The sequence below is a fragment of the Parasedimentitalea nitratireducens genome, from assembly GCF_057444295.1.
Genome location: NZ_JBYAXC010000010.1, coordinates 46276 through 66194 on the forward strand (window position 1 = coordinate 46276; position 19919 = coordinate 66194).

Below are 19919 nucleotides of genomic sequence, written 5' to 3' on the forward strand. Positions count from 1 at the left end.
TGCAAGTGGGGTGCCGCCGACCAAGGGCTGACCGGCGGCAGGTGGCGGTTTAGGCCGCCAGGGCGTCAATCGCGGTGTTGGCGCGTGTCAGGGCGGCATCGGCATCGGCCATCAATGCGTCGGCGGCAACGAACTCAACATCGGTGATGCCGATGAAGCCAAGCACATGGCGCAGGTATCCGGTGGCAAAGTCGATGTCTGATCCCACTTGAGTGCCGCCCGAGGCCACGGCGATGATGGCGCGCTTGCCTTCGAGCAGGCCCTTGGGACCGGTTTCGGAGTAGGAGAAGGTCACGCCAACGCGGGCAACCAGATCAATCCAGGCTTTGAGGCTGGAGGGGACGGCGAAGTTGTAGATTGGCACGCCAATCACCACGGTATCAGCCTCTTGCAACTCGGCGACCAGTTGGTCGGATTGCGCTAGCAGATCCCGCTGATCAGCGTTGCGGTCATCGGCAGGTGTGAAGTTGGCGCCGATCCAATCGCCGCTCAGCTGAGGAAGGGGCGCTGCCAGATCGCGGCGGATCACCTGATCAGCGCCAAGGCGGTCTACGATCTTGGCGGTGAGATCGCGCGAGGTTGAGCCCTGGGTGCGGGCAGAGGAGTCGATGTGGAGTACGGTCTTGGTCATGTCGCTGGTCCTGTGTATTGGTTTGTTGAGTACAGAAATGGACTATTGCAAATTTGAACGCAATGCCGGATATCTCACACAAATTGTGCGTATTTGCACATTCAAAGATGTGAAGAGGGAGCGCTGGAATGGAAAATTGGGACGAAGTTCGCACTGCGTATCAAGTGGCCCGAATGGGTACTGTCAGTGGCGCTGCTGAGGTTCTGGGCGTGCACCATGCTACGGTCATTCGCCATATCGACGCTATTGAAGCGCGGCTGGGAGTGAAACTGTTCCAACGCCATGCGCGCGGTTACACGGCCACCGAGGCAGGCACGGATCTGCTGCGTGTAGCGCAGGCCACCGATGATCAGTTCAGCCAGCTGGTAGGGCGGCTCAAGGGGCAGGGAGATGATGTCTCGGGGGAGCTGGTGGTGACTTCGCTGGCGTCTTTTGCGCCCCTGTTGGTGCCGGTACTCAAAGAATTCCAGGACCTGCATCCCGGTTTGATCATCCGCTATCTGACAGGGGATCGTTTGTTCCGGTTGGAATACGGAGAGGCACATGTGGCCATCCGGGCTGGATCGGCGCCGGATCAGCCTGACAATGTGGTGCAGCCCTTTATGCCGCAACGGATCGGGCTCTATGCCACGCAGGCTTATGTGGATCAGTACGGCCCACTGAAAGGGTTGGATGATTTTGACAATCACAAATTCATTGGCAGCGACGATGAAAACTCGCGCGCGCCGTTTTCCCGCTGGCTGCGCGAGCATGCGTCGGACGAAGCCATCGCATTTCGGTGTACGAATAGCGTGACCATGCAAGAGGCGGTGCTGGCCGGAGCGGGGATCGGCTTTATGTCTGTCTGGGAAGCCGACCGCCATCCGAATTTGGTGCAAATGATGGACCATCTGTCGGAATGGGAGGGCCGATTGTGGCTGGTGACCCATGTGGACCTGCATCGCACCACCAAAGTGCAGAGCTTTCTGACCTTCCTGAAAGATCACGCCAAGGATTGGTGTAAATGAGCAATGTAATGCGGGGGCATTTGGCGATGCTGGCGTTTTCGGCGCTGGTGGCGGGGTCGTTTTCGCTGGGATCGATGATTGCCAACGAGATCACACCCGCAGCGTTGAATGCAGCCCGGTTTGTCATTGCGGCCATGGTGATTGGCACGGTGGCCAGCGTCACCCACGGGTTACGGGTGGAACAATTCCGCGCGCCGTGGCGATATGTGCTGCTGGGCGGCATGTTTGCAGCTTATTTTGTATTGATGTTCTATGGGCTCAAGACCGCTGCGCCGGTTAGCGCGGCGGCGGTGTTCACTCTGACGCCAGTGTTAAGCGCCATCGCGGGCTGGTTCCTGCTGCGTCAGGTCACCACGCCGCGTATGGCGCTGGCGCTGGCCATCGGTGGGGCCGGGGCCCTGTGGGTGATATTTGACGCAGACTGGGCGGCGCTTGGTGCGTTTCAGCTGGGCAAAGGCGAGGCGATCTATTTCTGGGGCTGCGTGGCGCATGCAGTCTATACGCCAATGGTGCGCAAGCTGAACCGGGGTGAACCGCCGGTGGTGTTTACATTTGGTATGCTGGTGGCAGGGGGGGCAATCCTGTTGGTGTTTGGTTGGTCAGAAATTCGGGCCACGGATTGGATGAACCTGCCGGGGATTGTCTGGATCGGGCTTGGCTATCTGGCGATCTGCGCCAGCTCAGCCACTTTTGTGTTATTGCAGTTTGCCACACTGTATCTGCCGTCGGCCAAGGTGATGGCCTATACCTATCTGACCCCTAGTTGGGTTATCATTTGGGAAATTGCACAGGGGCGTTCTGCCCCGGCGGGAATGGTTCTGGTGGGGATTGTGATGACAGTGATCGCACTTGTGATGTTACTTGAGGATCATACAAAGACTAAGCAGGTTAAAGCCTGATCTTAATCTTGCGCGGTATCCGGTAGCTCGGCCGCCAGAAACCGCTCGAACGCATCTAGGTGAACCGGTTCAAACTGGCCAAACCCCTGCATCCAGATACTGGCGTTGCGCATGGCGTCGGGTTGCAGCTTGCACCATTTCACCCGGCCACGTTTTTCCTGCGCAATCAGTCCGGCCCGGCCAAGGATCATCAGATGTTTGGAAATCGCGGCCAGGGAAATCTCGAACGGCTCGGCCACATCTGTCACTGCCATATCGTCTTCTAACAACATGGTCAGAATTGCCCGTCGAGTGGGGTCGGCCAGTGCGGCAAAAACGGTATCTAGGTGATCGCTCATACAGCCCTACCTAAACCGCAAGTTCTGGATCGACAATCCCACGGGTCTGCGGTCATAAGGGCGCAAAGCGGCACGAGGGGTAGGCGCAATGGCACTCAAATATTGGGCGGTGATTTTTGTTTTGGGCATCGGCTGGGGCATGTCGTTCATGTTCAACGCCATACTGCTGCGCGAACTTGGTCCATTGTCGGTATCGATGGGCCGGGTTGGGCTGGGTGCGCTGGGCTGCTGGATCTATGTACTGGCTGCGCGAAAACCGGTAAAGATCACTTTGCGCCGTGCGGTGGCGTTGCTGGGATTTGGCGTGCTGAGCTATGCCGCGCCCTTTGCCTTTTACGCGCTGGGCCAGCAGCATATCGCCAGTGGAGTTGCAGGTATTATCAACGCAATTACCCCTGCATTTGCCGTTATAGTCTCCCATTTCTGGCCCGGCGGCGAGCGCGCCACCGTGCTTAAGTCATTCGGCGTGCTCTGCGGCATTGGCGGCATTGTGGTCTTGTCGCTTCCTGTACTGCAATCTGGTCAGACTTCGGCGCTCTGGGCTGTGTTGCTGACTCTATGTGCGCCTCTTTGCTATGCATTCTCGGTCAATCTGGCGCGCGCCTTTCGTGATATGGAACCGGTTGTGCTGGTTGCCTTGGCCCTGACAGGGGCAACGATTGCGATCATACCGTTGACACTGTGGAGCGAAGGGGTGCCGGTGATCACTAAGGTGGAGACTTGGGCCTCGCTGGCTGTTATCGGGTTTATCTTAACCTCGGCGGCCTTCATCCTGTTCTACTGGGCATTGCCCAGAGTGGGGCCAACCAATATCACCATGGTTACATTTATTGCGCCGATTTCAGCCCTAATTCTGGGAAGCTGGATTTTGGGTGAAACTTTGCTGCCCGCACATTTGATTGGCATGGCGGCGATCTTGGCGGGGCTACTGTTGATCGATGGCCGCATTGCGCGCGCATTGCGACCAACCCCTGTAGAAAGCAAAATCAACCCAACGGTTGAATAACGGATTTACCTCCATTTTGGCGCGCACGTAGCGGTTTGCGGTGCGCGCCCGTGTTTCTTTTTGCTAAAAACACACAATATAACAACGGCTTGATGAAATCGCGTCGCTAGCAATTGATTAATTGACTCTGCGCTCCTACGCCCTTAGCACCACAGACAGATTTCGCGTGAGGATGGCGCCGTGACAGATGACGACCAAAAGCAGCGTATGGCGCAGCTGGAGGACAAGCTGGCAGCGGCGCGTAAGGCACAAGAGCCCAAGCCGCGCGCGGATGAACACTACTCGATGGCCAATATGGCCTGGCGGATGGTGATAGAATTAGTAGCCGGTCTTGGGATCGGCTTTGGCATCGGATATGGGCTGGATAGCCTGTTCGGGACACTCCCGATCTTCATGGTGCTGTTTATAATGCTGGGTCTTGCGGCCGGGGTGAAGACAATGCTTCGCAGCGCGCAGGAGATCCAGGAAAAGACAATGGCCGAACAGGCCGAAAAAAATGCGAAAGACCGGGGCGACCCCCCGGCGACAGGAGAAGCGGACTGATGGGCAAGATTTTCTTTTACGTGGCTTTGGCACTGGCCGTTGTTTCCGGCCTGATTTTCGCGCCACAGGAAGCTGGCCTGCAAATTCACCCAATGGAGCAATTCGTTGTTCAGCCGCTGTTCGGTCACGGTGAGATTTCCTGGTACACCCCAACAAACGCCACCCTGTGGTTGCTGCTGGCTGTAGCCGCCGTATTTGCACTGATGGTGATGGGGTCGTCGCGCCGCGCAATCGTTCCTTCACGCGGTCAGTCGATTGCTGAACTGGCCTATGGTTTTGTTTACAAGATGGTTGAAGATGTTGCTGGCAAGGACGCCATCAAGTTCTTCCCATATATCATGACCCTGTTCATGTTCATCGTGATGTCCAACGCTCTGGGTCTGATCCCACAGAGTTTTGCAACAACGTCGCACATCGCAGTCACCGCAGTTCTGGCGATGCTGGTGTTCCTGACCGTGACCATCGTTGGTTTTGTCAAAAACGGCGCTAGCTTCCTGGGTCTATTCTGGGTGTCCAGCGCCCCTCTGGCCCTGCGCCCGATCCTGGCCGTCATCGAGCTGATCTCGTACTTTGTGCGCCCCGTGAGCCACTCCATTCGTTTGGGCGGCAACATCATGGCGGGCCACGCAGTTCTGAAAGTGTTCGCAGGCTTTGCTGGCGCATTGGGTTTGTTCAGCTTCCTGCCGATCTTTGCGATCACCGCAGTTTACGCCCTGGAGGTCCTGGTGGCCTTTATCCAGGCCTATGTCTTCACCATCCTGACTTGTGTGTACCTGAAGGATGCACTGCACCCGAGCCACTAAGGCAGGATCTGAAAGTTTACCGGGTGAGCATTCCGTTCACTTGAACCTAAATCACTAATTCCATCGTAAGGAGAATACACATGGAAGGCGATATCGCACAAATGGGTCAGTTCATCGGCGCAGGCCTGGCAGCAATCGGTTCCGGCGCAGCCGCAATCGGTGTTGGCCACGTAGCTGGTAACTTCCTGGCAGGCGCACTGCGCAACCCTTCGGCCGCTGCTGGCCAAACTGCTACTCTGTTCATCGGCATCGCCTTTGCAGAAGCCCTGGGCATCTTCTCGTTCCTGGTTGCTCTGCTGCTGATGTTCGCTGTCTAAGACTCTTCGGAACCTAAATCCTTACGGTCGGGCAGTGTGACCATCATACTGCCCGATGTAACGGCAAGTTCCTTTGGAGGACGACATGGCATCTACTACGCAAGAGGCTAGTCACGGTGCAGCCGAGGCCGCCCACGATGGCGGATCTTCGATGCCGCAGCTGGACTTCTCTACTTTTGGGAACCAGATTTTCTGGCTCGCGGTCACGCTTGTCGTGATCTACCTTATCCTGTCGCGCGTTGCGCTGCCCCGTATTGCGGCAGTTCTGGCCGAGCGTCAGGGGACTATCACCAATGACATCGCAGCGGCTGAGGATCTCAAAGCCAAGGCGGTTGAGGCTGAAAACATCTATAACAAGGCGCTGGCGGATGCCCGTGCCGAAGCTCAGCGTATCGCTGCTGAAACCCGTGCCGAAATTCAGGCCGGTCTGGACGAAGCGATTGCTCAGGCGGATGTGGACATTGCGGCCAAGGCGGCTGTGTCTGAGAAAGCCATTGCAGAAATCAAAGCAGGCGCGCTGGACAGCATCACTGCTGTTGCCAACGACACTGCGGCAGAAGTTGTGGCTGCTCTGGGCGGCAAAGCTGACGCCAAGGCAATCGCTGCGGCTGTTTCCAACCGGATGAAAGGATAAGATCATGCGTAATGTAATCGCTCTTGCCCTGACATTTGGCGCTGCGAGCCCGGCGCTGGCTGCATCGGGACCGTTCTTTTCGATGGCCAACACCAACTTTGTTGTGTGGCTGGCGTTCCTGCTGTTTGTTGGCATCCTGCTGCTGGTCAAAGTGCCTAGCATGCTGGGTGGTCAGTTGGACAACCGGGCCAAAGGCATTCAGTCCGAACTGGACGAAGCCCGTGCTCTGCGTGAAGAGGCCCAGACCCTTCTGGCGTCTTATGAGCGTAAGCACAAAGAGGTTCAGGAACAGGCAGACCGCATCGTTGCGGCCGCCCGTGACGATGCCTCTGCTGCGGCTGATCAGGCCAAGGCTGATCTGGAAACTTCGATTGCGCGCCGTCTGGCCGCTGCCGAAGATCAGATCACCTCGGCCAAAGATGCTGCGGTCAAGGACGTTCGCGATCAGGCAATCACCATTGCCATTGCGGCAGCGGATCAGGTTATCGCCAAGCAGATGACCGCAACCGAAGCCAACAAGCTGATCGACGCGGCTATCACAGACGTGGACGCCAAGCTGCACTAATCTGTGCGCTACAGTGACGAGATTAAAGAGACCCGGGCTATTGGCCTGGGTCTTTTGTTTTTTGGGTGGTGGTGTGTGCTGACACTATGAACCAGCCTCGGCCGCGTCGATCTGGGCCACGAGTTCATCACAGCGTTCTGTTTGATAGTCTGAGCCATCCACAAAAAAGGCACGCGCGCGGGTTACATACGCTCGAGTCTCGGCCAGCAGGGCCGGATCGGGATCAAGCTGATAGCGTGCCAGGGCCAAATCGGCGATGTTCCATTGGAGCCGCGCCCACTCGAACGGAGCGTCCTTTTTAAAGTCCATATCCTCGCAGGCGGCATAGCCATCGCGGGCCTCTTGCAGTTTGTCCGGGTCGCTGGTTAACGCGCCCAACCAACGCTGAGCAAGAGCCAGGTTGCTTTGGGACGTTTCCCAGTCGAGCGGATCGGTTTCTTTGTTTTTAAGGTCAAGGGCTTCAATGAATGCCTCTTCTGCCTTGCTCAGTATGTCTGCGTCTTTGGTCAGCTCGCCCAGTGCTCGAAGTGCTGTGCCTAAGTTGTTCCACATGTCCTTTAGACTGGCTGAATTCGTCTGCTTGCGAACCCTCAGCGCAGCGTGATGGGCGGCCACCGCTTGCTCCAACTGTGCCGTGTCTTTCTGACGTTCGCCCATTTCTCGTAAAGCCGAGCCGAGGCTACTTTGACGGGCGGACCAATTCTCTGGCTCTTTTACCCTGCTGGTTTTCTTAACAGCCGCTTCTAGGGCGCGCCGGGCTTCGTTAAGATGCCTAACCCCAGTGGCTCGCTCCGCCAAACGTAAATGACACCAGCCAAGGGTTCGGAGCGCGCTTGCGGCCAAGGGCTTTTTGGTCTTTACCCTAGCATAATTGCCCTCTGCCAGCGCCAGCGCAACTTGCAAGGCAAAAATATCCCCGACCCTATCGCCTTCTTCTCTCCAATAATTGGCCTTGGCATCCACGGCCCAAAACAGCTTGCCTTGCGGGAATTCAAGTAGGTTTCCGACGATCCTCTCAGCGGCCAGATCTGAGCGGTTGCGCAGGCGATCTTGGCTGAGCTCTTTTTCTAACTGTAGCTGTGATAAGCGCGCCAGTCGGTCTTTTTCTTCACGCAACCACACGGCTTGCCGAGCAAGCACATCATGCGCCTGATCAAACTCGCCCTCGTTGTTCAGATCATCGACCTCTTTCATCAGCGCAGCGAACTGTGCGTCAGCATTGCCTGCCAGTAGGGCGATATGCTCGCTGGCCTTCAATCTTTCCAAGGCGGCTTCGACACTGCGATAGGCGGTCTCGCGATCCTTGTGGTCGCCTTCGGTGAAGTTGTTGGCCAGTTGGATCAGCAAGTCATCCGAGGTGCCCTCTGCCTTGCCCTCGCGACGCAGGCGATCAATGACAAGATCGGCGTCCCGTTCGGACTTGGTTTCAAGACTTTCGGCAGCGTCTTCGGCGTCGAGAAATTTATCGATCCAAGATTCATCAAGGTCGAGCGCAATGCGGAACCGCCCCACGGTGCGGGCATCCAGCGCTTCTTTGCGACCCTTCTCGACCTTGGAAATGAAGGAGGGTCCGACGGGTGGTTCGATCTTTCCGCCCAAGGTCGGCTGGTCCCATCCCTTGAGGGTACGGGCGCGTTTCACGGCTCTGCCGAAGTCTTTTAGAATGTCCGGGGCAATTTTAGGCAAGTTCTGTCAATCCAAGGAAAGATAAGGCGATTTGTTGCTTTTGAAGTCATCTTTGAGCGACTGCGCCTCAGCCTTCCATCCTCCATAATTCTAGTGTCCGGACAACGTCTGAAACCCAGGCGGGGCCTCGCCGCATAAAAGGAGATTATCCTATGATGTGGTACTTGCAACTATTGATTGATTGGGCTGGCACACTGCTGGCGCAAGACACGGGCTTGAACACAGTGTTTGCCGTTTTGGCGCTGTGGTCCGCCTTTGGTCGGTCACCGCGTGTCTGTGCGGTGCTGACCGCGCTGGTGCATCTGATCCTGACGCTGCCTTAAGCGACTGTGGGAGGGCGGGACTTGGTCTTGCCTTCCTGCCAACAGGCAGATCGCCGTGGCCATCAAAGACTTGGACGCCTGAACTGCGGGCCAATCTGATACGATTAAAGAGACCTGGGCCCTGGCTTGGGTCTTTTGCTTTTTGGGTGGTGCGTGCAAGCACACACCCTACACTGGCATAGATGTCTGGTTTGTTATTTGAGATGCCGGAGAGATTTGAGAAGTTTTGGGGAGTGATTCAGATGCGATGTCTTGTGGTTGGAGGAACCGGGTTTCTTGGTGGTGCGATTGCGGATGCACTTGTTGAGGGCGGGCACTCGGTCGCAATTTTGTCGCGCGGCAGCACATCTCGGTTGTCTCACCCACAGGTCGACGTGATACAAGCGGACCGGCATGGATCACTGGAAGTGCTTAGGGAGCGGAACTTTGATTGGGTTTTTGATACCTGTGCCTACTCTCCCGACGCTGTTCAATTGCTCTTAAGCATGATTGGCGAGGGTGTCGGACGATACTGTTTGATATCCTCTATCTCGGCTTATGGGACGTTTGCAAAATACGGTATTAACGAGACTGATGAGGTGCCAGTCGCAACGGATGAGGACTATGCAATCGCTGCCGATCTTCCCGCAGAAGAACGCTCCTCAGCATATGCCTACGGGGCGTCGTATGGTCCGTTGAAGCGTGCCTGTGAAATGGAAGCTCAGCGCAGTCTTGGAGACCGTGCGACATCGCTGCGCGTTGGGCTTCTGGTCGGTGCGGGTGACTATACCGACAGGCTCACTTGGTGGGTACGGCGGATCGACGAATCCCAAGGTGAGTTTCCTGCCCCGGCACCACGCAGTCGGCCTGTTCAAATGATCGACGTCAGAGACGTGGCAAGATTTGCTGTTCGATGCGCAGAAGATGGGCTTGCGGGTGTTTGGAACGTGACCGGAAAACCGCAGCCATTTGCGGATGTGATTGCTGCGATTGGTGAGGCGACCGGGTCGGCTGCCGAAGCAGTTTGGGTGCCTGAAACAGCGATCATAGAGGCAGGGATTATCCCATGGGTCGACATTCCGATGATGACACCATCCGGCCCCGATTTTCGGCACTTTATGGAGGTGAGCACGGATAAGGCGCAAGCAGCAGGTCTTGTATGTCGACCGATTGGCGAAACGTTGAAGCCGCTGGTCGATTGGGACAGGTCTCGACGGGACGTTCCGCTTAAGGGCGGAATGAGTGCAGAGCAAGAAGCCCAACTACTGGAGTGGCAATAGGCCAGTCGTCTGAAGTGCGGGCTGTAGTGTAGGGAAATTGATACGCACAGCCGATCATCGTTTCTCTGGCTCGTGTTGCAGCCTCAGTTTACAGCGATGACAGTGGATCAGGTTGTCGCCAAGCAGACAACCGCGACCAAAGCCAACAAGCTGATCGACGCGGCTATCACAGACGTGGACGCCAAGCTGCACTAAGCTGCGCGCCACAGTGACGAGATCAAAGAGACCCGAGCCTTGGCTTGGGTCTTTTGTTTTGGGGGTGGTGCGTGCAAGCACACACCCTACACTGATTTTAGGGTTCGGTTTGTTATTTTAGGGAGGTGTTCATGAGTGCCATTGCAGAAACCAAGTCAGACATGATTTCCAATATGACCCCGGAACTTCACCCTGGCTGCTTTGTCTTTGCGACGTCTCCTGATGGTGAGAGCCCTGACGCATTAATACCGCTGGCACTCTCTGTTTTCAAAGAGCGGGAAGGTTTCTCGCTGATCCTGCCCGTGGAGGAGGCCGCAGAGGCTGGGATCAGTATTGAGGACCAAATGTGCTGTATCACGCTGAACGTTTATTCGTCGTTGCAGGGCGTTGGTTTGACCGCGGCGGTTTCCACTGCGTTGGGAGAACACGGCATCCCCTGCAACATGGTGGCAGCCTATCACCATGACCATGTATTTGTGCCCGCTGAAAAGAGCGAGCAGGCGATGCAGGTGTTGGTCAGATTGCAGAATGAGGGGTGTTGATAGAGGGGGGTGGGGCCCTCAGGAATGTGACTGTGACCGCAGCCTTCAAGCTGATCGACGCGTCCATCGCAGATGTGGACGCCAAGCTGCACTAAACTGCTTTCGGAACGCTTGGAAATTTTAGAGACCCGGGCCTGAGCCTGAGTCATTTTTCTTGAATGGTGTTTTGTCGGTATGTTCTGAGACTAGAGCAGCTCTGATGGTTCTTCCTTTTTCGGACCGGGTTTGGGTGGGTTTCTTGCTCTGAAGAAGTTTAGATTCGCTGGGATGCGAACACCTGTTTCATCCATGAATTTTTGATATCTGGCTGTGACGTATCTGGCAATTTCATCTATATCTGTAGTGGTCCCTTTGTATTTCTTTATAACCCTTGCCGCTGGACCAATGTTCGATGCCAGTGCTGCGACTCGTTCAACCGGGCCGGGGTGAACCAAGTCCACGCTAATGGTTTCACTTGTAATACTATCGAAACCGGCCTTCTTAAGGATACTTACAACAAAGGCCTTGTTCTGAAATCCAAGGGGGCCAGGTGTATTTGGGTCAGATTGATCCAGTGGTCCAAGTCTTACCTCGGCACCTTTTTGAGGGACCTCAAACCAAAGGTTCCCCTTTGCTTTAGCCCAAGCCGCAAGAACAATGCGTCCGTCTTGCTTCATGCTTTGCCGGATATTGTTGAATGCCGCTATTGGATTAGCAAAGAACATTGAACCAAATCTTGAAAAAACGAGATCAAATGGTCCGCCGGGAATTTCGTCACTTTGAGCATCGGCCAAATGATACAGAATCTCAGACGTGGATTGGCTCGATTGGCCCAGTGCATGGTCGATCAACGGCGACGAAATATCAACTGCACTACATGTTCCATTGGGGCCAATGTGTTTCGAAAACTCCCTGGTCGTAGCGCCTGTACCGCAACCAATATCCAGAACCCGTTCACCCGGTACTGGATCTGACAATTCTAGTAGCTTCCGGTCAACAGCTCCGAAAATGAGATCGAGTTCCTTTTTGAACTCTATCCATTTAAGTCCGCTTTCGGAGTTCCAGTAATCTGCTTGTGCTTGGTTGTCCGGCATTTTGCATCTCCCAAGCTTGAGGTGGACTTAAGTTCAAGCAAAGCAAGGCTCGGGGCGATAGCAACGTGAAAACGACGTCCTCGAAAATAGGCGATTGAAAAGGCGCAGTGGCTCGCGGTCACCTCACCCCTTCTCAGCCTCATGTTGAAGCCGTAGTTGCGCGACGGCGGCGTTGGCTTCGGCTTTTTGGTGGTCACTCAGCGCCTGTTGGACATAGTCCAGATGGGTTTCAACCGCAGCGCGGGCAGCGATGGGGTCGCGGGCCTGTAGGGCGGCGTTGATGGCGCGGTGTTGTTCCAGCAAAACACTGCGCGAGGTGTGCTGGTGGAACATGATCTTGCGATTGTAGAACACGCCTTCGCGCAGCAGGTCGAACATAGAGCGCATCATGTGCAGCATCACCACGTTGTGGCTGGCGTCGATGATGGCGGAATGAAACTGGGCGTCCAGATTGGCGTCTTCTTCGGACATGGTGGGCGAGGGCGACGGGGTATGGGTGGCCTCCATCTTGTCGAAACAGGCCTGGATCACTTGCAGGTCATAGTCTGACCCCAGACGGGCAGCACGTTCGGCGGCAAGGCCCTCCATATCGCGGCGGAAGGAGAGGTAGTCGAACACCGCCTCGTGGTGGCTGGCAAACAGTTGGATCAGCGCGGGAGAGAAGGCCGAGCCAAGGACATCGGCCACAAACACGCCAGACCCGGCACGGGACGCGAGTAAGCCACGGTCTTGCAGTTCCGATATGGCGTCGCGCAGTGACGGGCGCGAGACGCCGAGCCGTTCGGCCAGCTCGCGCTCAGAAGGCAGGCGTTCACCGGGGGAGAGGATGCCGCGCAGGATTAGCTGCTCGATCTGACGCACAACAGAGGCAGAAATTTTCTCGGGCTGGACTTTTTGAAAGGGCATCTTGCGGCTCGTAGTCTCGAATTGGTCAATTCATTTGACCACGAGGGGGCGGGGGCTGCAAGGGAACGAATGTTGCGCGCGCGATCACGATGTTGAAACATTAGGTCAGTATTGTTGACTTTTATTTGGCATTGCTTAGCGTCGAAGGTCTAGCCAGAGAACAGGAGCCAGCATGTCGTCCCTACCAGAGAACTTTGCCAGCCGCGCATCGCGGATGACGGCCTCGGAAATTCGAGAGCTGCTGAAACTGTTGGACAAGCCAGGACTGATTTCCTTTGCGGGCGGCATTCCCGATCCGGCGCTGTTTCCGGCTGAAGCCTTTGCCGAGGCTTTCGCCCGTGGGTTGGGGCCTGATCAACAGGCGCAGTCGTTGCAGTATTCGGTGAGCGAAGGGTATCTGCCGCTGCGGGAGTGGATCGTGGGGGAAATGGCCAAGATTGGCGTGCCTTGTGATGCTGACAATGTGCTGATCACGTCAGGGTCGCAGCAAGCGCTGGATTATCTGGGCAAGCTGTTCCTGTCGCCCGGGGATACGGCGCTGGTGGGCTATCCGACCTATCTGGGCGCGCTGGCGGCGTTCAATGCCTATGAACCGCGTTATGACCAGTTGAATGTGAGTGGTAACCGGACAGCAGCCAGCTATGCCGAAGGGGCCAAGGCGGATGACAGCTCGGTGAAGTTTGCCTATCTTTCGGCGGATTTCGCCAACCCGACGGGTGAGACGCTGGGGCAGCAGGGGCGCGAAGACCTGCTGGCACTGGGGGACGAGTTGGGTTGTGCGGTGATCGAAGATGCCGCCTATCAATCGTTGCGGTATGATGGCGAGCCAGTGCAGCCCGTTTTGGCCACCGAGATTGCCCAGAAGGGATCGATTGAACACTGTCGGACGATTTACTGTGGGTCATTTTCGAAAACACTGTCACCGGGTTTGCGGGTGGGCTGGGTTGTTGCGGCCAAGCCGGTGATTTCGCAGATGGTGTTGATCAAGCAGGCGGCGGACCTGCATACGCCAAGCCTGAACCAGATTGCGGTGCATGATGTGGCCTTGGGCATCTTTGACAGCCATGTTGAAACGGTGCGCAGTGCGTATCGGCAGAGGCGGGATGTGATGTTGGCTGCATTGCAAGAGCACATGCCCGTGGGCGTGACCTGGACCCGGCCCGAGGGCGGTATGTTTGTCTGGATCACCCTGCCGGCGGGACTGGATGGTGCTGCGTTGTTGGCGCAAGCGGTGGAAACGGTTGGCGTGGCCTTTGTGCCCGGCAGCGCGTTCTTTGCGGATGGGAGTGGTGCAAACACCATCCGGCTCAGCTTCTCTTTGAATGATACTGACGAAATCGTTGAGGGCGTGCGCCGGTTGGCGAAGGTGTTGCGATAGGCATAATGGTGCATGACGGGAAGGATTTGTTAACCAAGGCGCGAGATCCTGTAGGTGAAGGATCTTGTTATGCGTCTTTGTGTGTTTTTGAGTTTTGTCCTGTTGGCTGGATGCGCCAATGAGAGCCGCCACTTTCGGGGTGTTGAGCCGCTGCGCGTTGTTGTGGACGTTAGCAGCTTTGACGTCAGGGTGCGGGGAAATCTGGCCGAGGCGGTGCGAATAAATGCGCAATATGCACCAAGGTTGGGACCGTTACGGGCACAGGCAGGCTTGGCCATGGAGCAAGTGAGTGGCTGCCGTGTGTCGGGTGTGCTGGGGGACCAAGCGGTGATGACGGGTGTTTTGGAGTGTGAGCGTTCCCGTGAAACTACCGTAAAACCTAGATACGACTGTCAGGATGTGCAGCAGTGGTTGCAACAAGGGCGCAAAGGGGCCTATTCGACCTATCAATGTGCGCCCGATGCCTGAAAAAGCGGTGAAATTCGCAACATATGGTGGATTAGCGGCCCTCAAATGCCGGGTTTGGTGGCTGTATTGTTGACTCAGGTGATTGGAACCGCTCAGATTTCCGTCAGACGGAATCATAAGGGGCGGTTTTGCGCTTTTCCAAACTCAGACTAACGGGCTTCAAAAGTTTTGTAGACCCGACCGACCTGATTATTTCGGATGGTTTGACCGGCGTTGTCGGGCCAAATGGCTGTGGAAAATCCAACCTTTTGGAAGCCTTGCGCTGGGTGATGGGCGAGAACCGACCCAAGTCGATGCGTGGCGGTGGCATGGAGGACGTGATCTTTGCCGGTGCCAATTCGCGAGGCGCGCGCAATTTTGCCGAAGTGAGCCTGCAGATCGATAACACCGAGCGGCTAGCGCCATCGGGATTCAATGAAAGTGATCAGCTGGAAATTGTGCGGCGGATTACCCGCGACGTGGGCAGTGCCTACAAGGCCAATACCAAGGATGTGCGCGCACGCGATGTGCAGATGCTGTTTGCCGATGCGTCCACCGGGGCGCACAGTCCGGCGCTGGTGAGCCAGGGGCAGATTGCGGTGTTGATCAACGCCAAGCCCAAAGCGCGGCGGCGCATACTGGAGGAAGCGGCGGGGATTTCGGGCCTGTATCAGCGGCGGCATGAGGCTGAGCTGAAGTTGAAGGGGGCTGAGGCCAACCTGCTACGTGTGGATGACGTCGTAGAGCAGCTGGCAGCGCAACTGTCGCAATTGGCGAGACAAGCCCGTCAAGCGCAGCGGTATCGGGACATTGGCGAGCAATTGCGCCGGGCCGAAGGCATGTTGCTGTACCGCCGTTGGCGCGAGGCGGATGATGTTCGGCTAAGCGCTGAAGAGGAAGATCGCACGCGGGTGATGCAGGCGGTCAAGGCCGAAGCGATGGCGCGGATGTCCACAGAACAACGGGCCGAGGCCGAGAGCAAGCTGCCTCCCTTGCGCGAAGAGGAAGCCATTGCTGCGGCGGTTTTGCAGCGGCTGGTGGTGCAGCGCGATGCGTTGTCCGACCAAGAGGCGAAGGCGCGCCAAGCGATTGAGACCCTTAGTAACCGTGTGTTGCAGCTGGGGCGGGATATCGACCGCGAAAGCGGGCTAAACCGCGATGCCGGCGAGACGATTGAACAGCTTGAATGGGAAGCCCGCGAACTGGCCAAGGCGAGTGAAGGGTATGACGAACGATTGAGCCAAGCGTCTGAACACTCACGCGAGGCTTCGGGCATTCTGGAAGGTCACGAAGACCATTTGGCGCAGTTGACCGAAGACGTGGCGCGCCTTGCGGCCCGGCATCAGTCGGCGCAGCGCTTGGTTGAAGATTACAACCGCGCCCTGTTGCGGGCGACGGGGGAAGGCGATACTGCAAGGGCTGCCGTGGCCGAGGCAAAAGTGGCCTTGGGGCGGGCTGAGGCGGAGTTTGAAGCTGCGGTGGAGGCCGAGGAAGAGGCCCGTGAGGCTGCAGATCTGGCCGAAGAGGCGCTGGCTGCCACAGATGAGATGCGCAGTGAGACACAGGCGCGGGAATCTGATGCCCGAGCACTGCGGTCCGAGGCCGAGGGAGAGATGGGCGCGCTGCGCGCCGAGGTGACGGCGCTGGCCAAGTTGGTGGAGCGTGACACTGCCGAGGGCGGCCAGGTGCTGGACGAACTGCATGTGGAACCGGGCTATGAGAAGGCGCTGGGCGCGGCGCTGGCGGATGACCTGCGGGTGCCCTTGGTGGATGCTGATGGCCCCACCGGCTGGGTCGACCTGCCAGCCTATGCGCGGGATCTGCCGATGCCCGAGGGGGCAATGCCACTGGCACGGCATGTGTCGGGACCCGAAGCTTTGGGGCGAAGGATTGCTCAGATTGGGTTGGTTGACGGAGATACCGGTTCGCGCCTTCAGGCTCAGTTGCAGCCAGGGCAGCGGTTGGTTTCACTCGAAGGCGATCTGTGGCGCTGGGATGGCTTCCGCGCCTGGGCTGAAGATGCGCCCAGCACGGCGGCATTGCGTTTGGAGCAGCTGAACCGGCTGGAGGCCCTGAAGCAGGATCTGGAGCGGGTTGGCTCTCGTGCGGACGGGGCGCGGGCCGCACATGAGTTGCTGGTGCGCAAGTTGCAGCAATTGGCGCAGGCTGACCAAGACGCGCGTCAGGCGCGGCGTGCGGCGGATCAGCGGGTGGCTGACAATGCCCGTGCCTTGAGCCGAGCCGAGGCCAACAGGAACCTGGCTGAGGGTAAGCTAGAAACACTGGGCATTGCGGTGGCGCGTCATGACGAGGACGCAGAGGCGGCGCAGGAACAGCTGTGCGAGGCCCGGGAAGCGGTGGAGGAACTGGGTGATCTGGAGACCGCGCGTGCCGGGGTTGAGGATGTCAAACAGGCGGTAGAAGCAGCCCGGATTACCATGATGACCCACCGGTCTTCTTATGACGAGTTGCGTCGCGAGGGCGAGGCCCGGACCAAGCGGTCGCAGCAAGTGACCAAGGAAATCAGTGGCTGGAAACATCGGTTGGATAGTGCCGACCGGCGGATTGCGGAATTGGCGGAACGGCGCGAAGCGTCGCAAGAAGAGCTGGAAGAGGCCAATGCGCTGCCGTTTGAAATTGCCGAAACGCGCGAGGAACTGACCGAGTCGATCGAAGACGCCGAGGCGCGCAAGGCGGTGGCCAGTGATGCGCTGGTTGGGGCTGAAACGATGCTGCGGGACAAGGTGCAGACCGAGCGCGAAGCCGAGCGTCTGGCATCGGAGGCCCGCGAAGCCCGTGCCCGTGCTGAAGCCCTGAGTGAAGCCGCGCGCGAGACTGTTTTGCACGCGGCGGAGCGTATTGAGGAAGAGCAGCAGCTGACGCCGCAACAATTGCTGGAGCAGCTGGATTCTGATTCCGACGACATGCCCGACGCCGAGACGTTGGAAAATGAGGTCAACCGGCACAAGCGACAGCGCGATGCCCTTGGCGCGGTGAACCTGCGCGCCGAGGAAGACGCGCGCGAGATCAATGAAGAACACACGACACTGGTTAGCGAGAAGGCGGATCTGGAAGAGGCAATCAAGACCCTGCGTAACGGGATTGCCAGCCTCAACCGCGAAGGGCGTGAACGCCTGCTGACCGCCTTTGAACAGGTCAACGGCAGCTTCTCATCCTTGTTCCGACATCTGTTCGGCGGTGGTGAAGCCAGCCTGGTGATGGTTGAAAGCGACGACCCGCTGGATGCGGGGCTGGAAATCATGTGCCAGCCGCCTGGCAAGAAACTGTCGACCCTGTCGCTGTTGTCGGGCGGTGAGCAAACGCTGACCGCGTTGGCGCTGATCTTTGCGGTGTTCCTGGCCAACCCAGCACCGATTTGTGTGCTGGACGAGGTCGACGCGCCGCTGGATGATGCCAATGTGACCCGGTTCTGTGACCTGCTGGACGAGATGTGCCGCCAGACCGACACCCGGTTCCTGATCATCACGCACCATGCGGTGACCATGGCGCGCATGGATCGACTGTTTGGTGTTACAATGCAGGAACAAGGGGTCAGCCAGCTTGTTTCGGTAGACCTGAAAAAAGCCGAAGCAATGGTGGCTTAAGTAGCAAAAAATCTTGTAGAATAAGCGGCGACTGGATTTGCAAAGAATTCGAAATAAGAGGAAATACCTATGAACAAAATTGCTTTATTGGCGGCATCTGCCGCTATTTCACTGCCCTCTCTGGCTTCTGCCGAAATGGTGATTGCGAGCAATCCGGACAGTATCGTGCAGTTTTTTGTGGAAGAAGGTGCGGATGTCGAAAGTACAGTGGATAACACCGGCGATCCGGAGCTGAATGTCAGCTATTACGGCACCGATTTCACGCTCTACTTCTATGGGTGTAGCGACAACGCAAACTGTAAGTCCGTTCAGTTTTTCTCGGGCTATCAAACTAACGGACGTGTGCGTAAGGCCAAGATAAACGACTGGAATGCAGAAAACCGCTATTCGCGTGGCTATATTTCTGACGGGGGATCGGCCCGGATCGAACACGATCTGTATTTGGGCAACACAGGCATGGATGCGGACGATTTTGCAGCCATGGTTAGCAAATGGGTCTCTGCACAAACCGAATTCGAAACTTTTATCGAGTGGTGATTTGATTGGGCGGGGGATCGCTCCCCCGCCACTATCTTGTCAGAGTTTGTTCAGTAAGGCGGGTGTTGGCCAAGCATCAGCCGGCAGGCCCAGGCGCTGCTGTTCCTTTTGAACGGCGATACGTGTCTTAGAACCCAAAATGCCATCAACCTTGCCAACATCATGGCCGCGCGCCTGTAACTTTTTCTGCAGCTGCTTCATCTGCGCACCGCTCAGGCCCTGATCGGGTTTGCCTGCCTTATAGACATTCGCACCTTCGAGCCGGGTAGCGAAATAGGCGGCCGTCAGCACATAGGTGAAGCTTTGGTTCCATTCAAAATAGACGTCGAAGTTGGGGTAGGCGAGGAAGGCCGGACCTTTGTGCCCCTGTGGCAGCAATAGCGATGCTTGCAGATTGCCATCGGCAAGCGAGCCTGAGCGGGGTTGAACGCCCATTTGCGCCCAGTTAGAGACCGTATTTTTCTGTGAGGGGCCGGTTTTGGTCAGATCCAGGCCTTTGGGAATTGTAACTTCTTGCAGCCAGGGCTGGTTGGGGGTCCAGCCGAGATGAGACAGCATCTTGCCGCCTGACATCAGCGCATCCGGGGCCGAGGTTTTCAGGCTAACCTTGCCGTCACCATCTCCATCGACACCATTCTCAAGAATATCGCCCGGCAGCATTTGCACCATGCCAATCTCACCCGCCCAGGCACCAGTGGTATTGCGTGGGTCGAAATCACCCTGTTCATAGAGTTTGAGCGCGGAAAAAATTTGGGGGCGGAACAGCTCGGGCCGACGGCAATCGTGTGACAGGGTCACCAGGGCGTTCAGGGTGTTGAAGTTGCCTTGGAACGATCCATAGTCGGTTTCAAAGGCCCAGAAGGCCAACAAAACACTGCGGTCGATGCCATAGGTGCTTTCGATCCGATCAAAGGTGCTGTTGTATTTCTTGGCCATAGACCGTCCACGGTCCACCCGGTTTTGCGAAATTAGGTGGCGGGTAAATTCGATAAAGGGTTTCTGGAAAACGCCCTGTGCCCGGTCAGCGCGCAGAACTTTGGGGTCTTGCTGCACACCTTTGAAAAACGCTTTGGTCGTGGAGCGGTCGTGGCCAGCAGAAATGGCCTCGGCCCTTAGGTCTTTTACGAACCCCGAGAAACTACCGCCGCATTGGGCAAAGACGGTGGCGGGCAATAGGCTGGCGGCAAGGGCAAGGGGCAATAGGCGCATAAAACTGGCAATCCGT

The 19919-nt window shown here is 57.0% G+C and carries 21 protein-coding genes and 1 pseudogene; 16 read left to right on the forward strand and 6 right to left on the reverse strand.

Annotation, left to right across the window (positions count from 1 at the left end; all coding sequences use genetic code 11):
- Positions 1-49: 49 nt before the first annotated feature.
- Entirely contained in the window at positions 50-631 is a 582-nt protein-coding gene (locus tag AC2T28_RS20305) for an FMN-dependent NADH-azoreductase (RefSeq protein WP_486750474.1), read from the reverse strand.
- Positions 632-759: 128 nt separating this feature from the next.
- On the opposite strand from AC2T28_RS20305, the gene AC2T28_RS20310 reads away from it, so the two are divergent.
- On the forward strand, positions 760-1638 hold the full coding sequence (locus tag AC2T28_RS20310; protein WP_486750475.1) for a LysR family transcriptional regulator: 879 nt from the start codon (positions 760-762) through the stop codon (positions 1636-1638).
- The gene (locus AC2T28_RS20315; RefSeq protein ID WP_486750476.1) at positions 1635-2537 is read left to right on the forward strand and encodes a DMT family transporter; all 903 of its coding nucleotides are present in this window, start codon (positions 1635-1637) and stop codon (positions 2535-2537) included. Before AC2T28_RS20310 ends, AC2T28_RS20315 begins: the two co-directional genes overlap by 4 nt.
- Before the next feature lie 2 nt (positions 2538-2539).
- On the opposite strand, the gene AC2T28_RS20320 is transcribed toward AC2T28_RS20315, so the two are convergent.
- Positions 2540-2875: an ArsR/SmtB family transcription factor gene (locus AC2T28_RS20320; protein WP_486750477.1), complete on the reverse strand. Its 336-nt coding sequence runs from the start codon at positions 2873-2875 to the stop codon at positions 2540-2542.
- Between the two features lie 88 nt (positions 2876-2963).
- On the opposite strand from AC2T28_RS20320, the gene AC2T28_RS20325 reads away from it, so the two are divergent.
- The 6 genes from AC2T28_RS20325 to AC2T28_RS20350 all read left to right on the forward strand — a co-directional run bounded on the left by AC2T28_RS20325 (position 2964) and on the right by AC2T28_RS20350 (position 6743).
- Positions 2964-3881: a DMT family transporter gene (locus AC2T28_RS20325; RefSeq protein WP_486750478.1), complete on the forward strand. Its 918-nt coding sequence runs from the start codon at positions 2964-2966 to the stop codon at positions 3879-3881.
- A gap of 180 nt (positions 3882-4061) precedes the next feature.
- Complete coding sequence (locus AC2T28_RS20330; protein WP_486750479.1) at positions 4062-4424, forward strand: AtpZ/AtpI family protein; 363 nt, start codon at positions 4062-4064, stop codon at positions 4422-4424.
- Positions 4424-5227, forward strand: coding sequence for a F0F1 ATP synthase subunit A (locus tag AC2T28_RS20335; protein WP_486750480.1), 804 nt, complete (start codon positions 4424-4426; stop codon positions 5225-5227). Before AC2T28_RS20330 ends, AC2T28_RS20335 begins: the two co-directional genes overlap by 1 nt.
- An 80-nt stretch (positions 5228-5307) precedes the next feature.
- Positions 5308-5544 (forward strand): F0F1 ATP synthase subunit C, encoded by a 237-nt coding sequence (locus tag AC2T28_RS20340; protein ID WP_048599181.1) that lies wholly within the window; start codon positions 5308-5310, stop codon positions 5542-5544.
- Positions 5545-5629: 85 nt separating this feature from the next.
- Positions 5630-6178, forward strand: a complete 549-nt coding sequence (locus AC2T28_RS20345; RefSeq protein WP_486750481.1) for a F0F1 ATP synthase subunit B' — start codon at positions 5630-5632, stop codon at positions 6176-6178.
- A gap of 4 nt (positions 6179-6182) precedes the next feature.
- Positions 6183-6743 (forward strand): F0F1 ATP synthase subunit B, encoded by a 561-nt coding sequence (locus AC2T28_RS20350; RefSeq protein ID WP_486750482.1) that lies wholly within the window; start codon positions 6183-6185, stop codon positions 6741-6743.
- 84 nt (positions 6744-6827) lie between these two features.
- Here the strand turns inward: AC2T28_RS20350 and AC2T28_RS20355 are convergent, their stop codons facing one another.
- The gene (locus tag AC2T28_RS20355) at positions 6828-8384 is read right to left on the reverse strand and encodes a hypothetical protein (RefSeq protein WP_486750483.1); all 1557 of its coding nucleotides are present in this window, start codon (positions 8382-8384) and stop codon (positions 6828-6830) included.
- 197 nt (positions 8385-8581) lie between these two features.
- On the opposite strand from AC2T28_RS20355, the gene AC2T28_RS20360 reads away from it, so the two are divergent.
- From AC2T28_RS20360 to AC2T28_RS20375, 4 genes and pseudogenes are all read left to right on the forward strand, one after another.
- Positions 8582-8752, forward strand: coding sequence for a hypothetical protein (locus AC2T28_RS20360; protein ID WP_486750484.1), 171 nt, complete (start codon positions 8582-8584; stop codon positions 8750-8752).
- 242 nt (positions 8753-8994) lie between these two features.
- Positions 8995-10011, forward strand: coding sequence for an NAD-dependent epimerase/dehydratase family protein (locus tag AC2T28_RS20365; protein WP_486750485.1), 1017 nt, complete (start codon positions 8995-8997; stop codon positions 10009-10011).
- 105 nt (positions 10012-10116) lie between these two features.
- Positions 10117-10206 (forward strand): annotated as a pseudogene (locus AC2T28_RS20370) (F0F1 ATP synthase subunit B); the annotation flags it as partial.
- Positions 10207-10337: 131 nt separating this feature from the next.
- Positions 10338-10748: an ACT domain-containing protein gene (locus AC2T28_RS20375; RefSeq protein ID WP_486750486.1), complete on the forward strand. Its 411-nt coding sequence runs from the start codon at positions 10338-10340 to the stop codon at positions 10746-10748.
- Between the two features lie 185 nt (positions 10749-10933).
- On the opposite strand, the gene AC2T28_RS20380 is transcribed toward AC2T28_RS20375, so the two are convergent.
- Both AC2T28_RS20380 and AC2T28_RS20385 read right to left on the reverse strand, forming a co-directional pair.
- Positions 10934-11821, reverse strand: a complete 888-nt coding sequence (locus tag AC2T28_RS20380; RefSeq protein WP_486750487.1) for a class I SAM-dependent methyltransferase — start codon at positions 11819-11821, stop codon at positions 10934-10936.
- A gap of 123 nt (positions 11822-11944) precedes the next feature.
- A complete protein-coding gene (locus AC2T28_RS20385) occupies positions 11945-12727 on the reverse strand; it encodes a FadR/GntR family transcriptional regulator (RefSeq protein ID WP_486750488.1) in 783 nt (260 codons plus the stop codon).
- Between the two features lie 172 nt (positions 12728-12899).
- Here AC2T28_RS20385 and AC2T28_RS20390 point away from each other — a divergent pair, with 172 nt between their 5' ends.
- The 4 genes from AC2T28_RS20390 (at position 12900) to AC2T28_RS20405 (ending at position 18694) form a co-directional block, all read left to right on the forward strand.
- Positions 12900-14105, forward strand: coding sequence for an aminotransferase-like domain-containing protein (locus AC2T28_RS20390; protein WP_486750489.1), 1206 nt, complete (start codon positions 12900-12902; stop codon positions 14103-14105).
- Positions 14106-14174: 69 nt separating this feature from the next.
- Positions 14175-14573: a hypothetical protein gene (locus AC2T28_RS20395; RefSeq protein ID WP_486750490.1), complete on the forward strand. Its 399-nt coding sequence runs from the start codon at positions 14175-14177 to the stop codon at positions 14571-14573.
- A 128-nt stretch (positions 14574-14701) separates the two neighbouring features.
- Positions 14702-18157 (forward strand): chromosome segregation SMC family protein, encoded by a 3456-nt coding sequence (locus AC2T28_RS20400; RefSeq protein WP_486750491.1) that lies wholly within the window; start codon positions 14702-14704, stop codon positions 18155-18157.
- 69 nt (positions 18158-18226) lie between these two features.
- Entirely contained in the window at positions 18227-18694 is a 468-nt protein-coding gene (locus AC2T28_RS20405; RefSeq protein ID WP_486750492.1) for a YbjN domain-containing protein, read from the forward strand.
- 39 nt (positions 18695-18733) lie between these two features.
- On the opposite strand, the gene AC2T28_RS20410 is transcribed toward AC2T28_RS20405, so the two are convergent.
- Positions 18734-19903 (reverse strand): lytic murein transglycosylase, encoded by a 1170-nt coding sequence (locus AC2T28_RS20410; RefSeq protein ID WP_486750493.1) that lies wholly within the window; start codon positions 19901-19903, stop codon positions 18734-18736.
- Positions 19904-19919 lie beyond the last annotated feature (16 nt).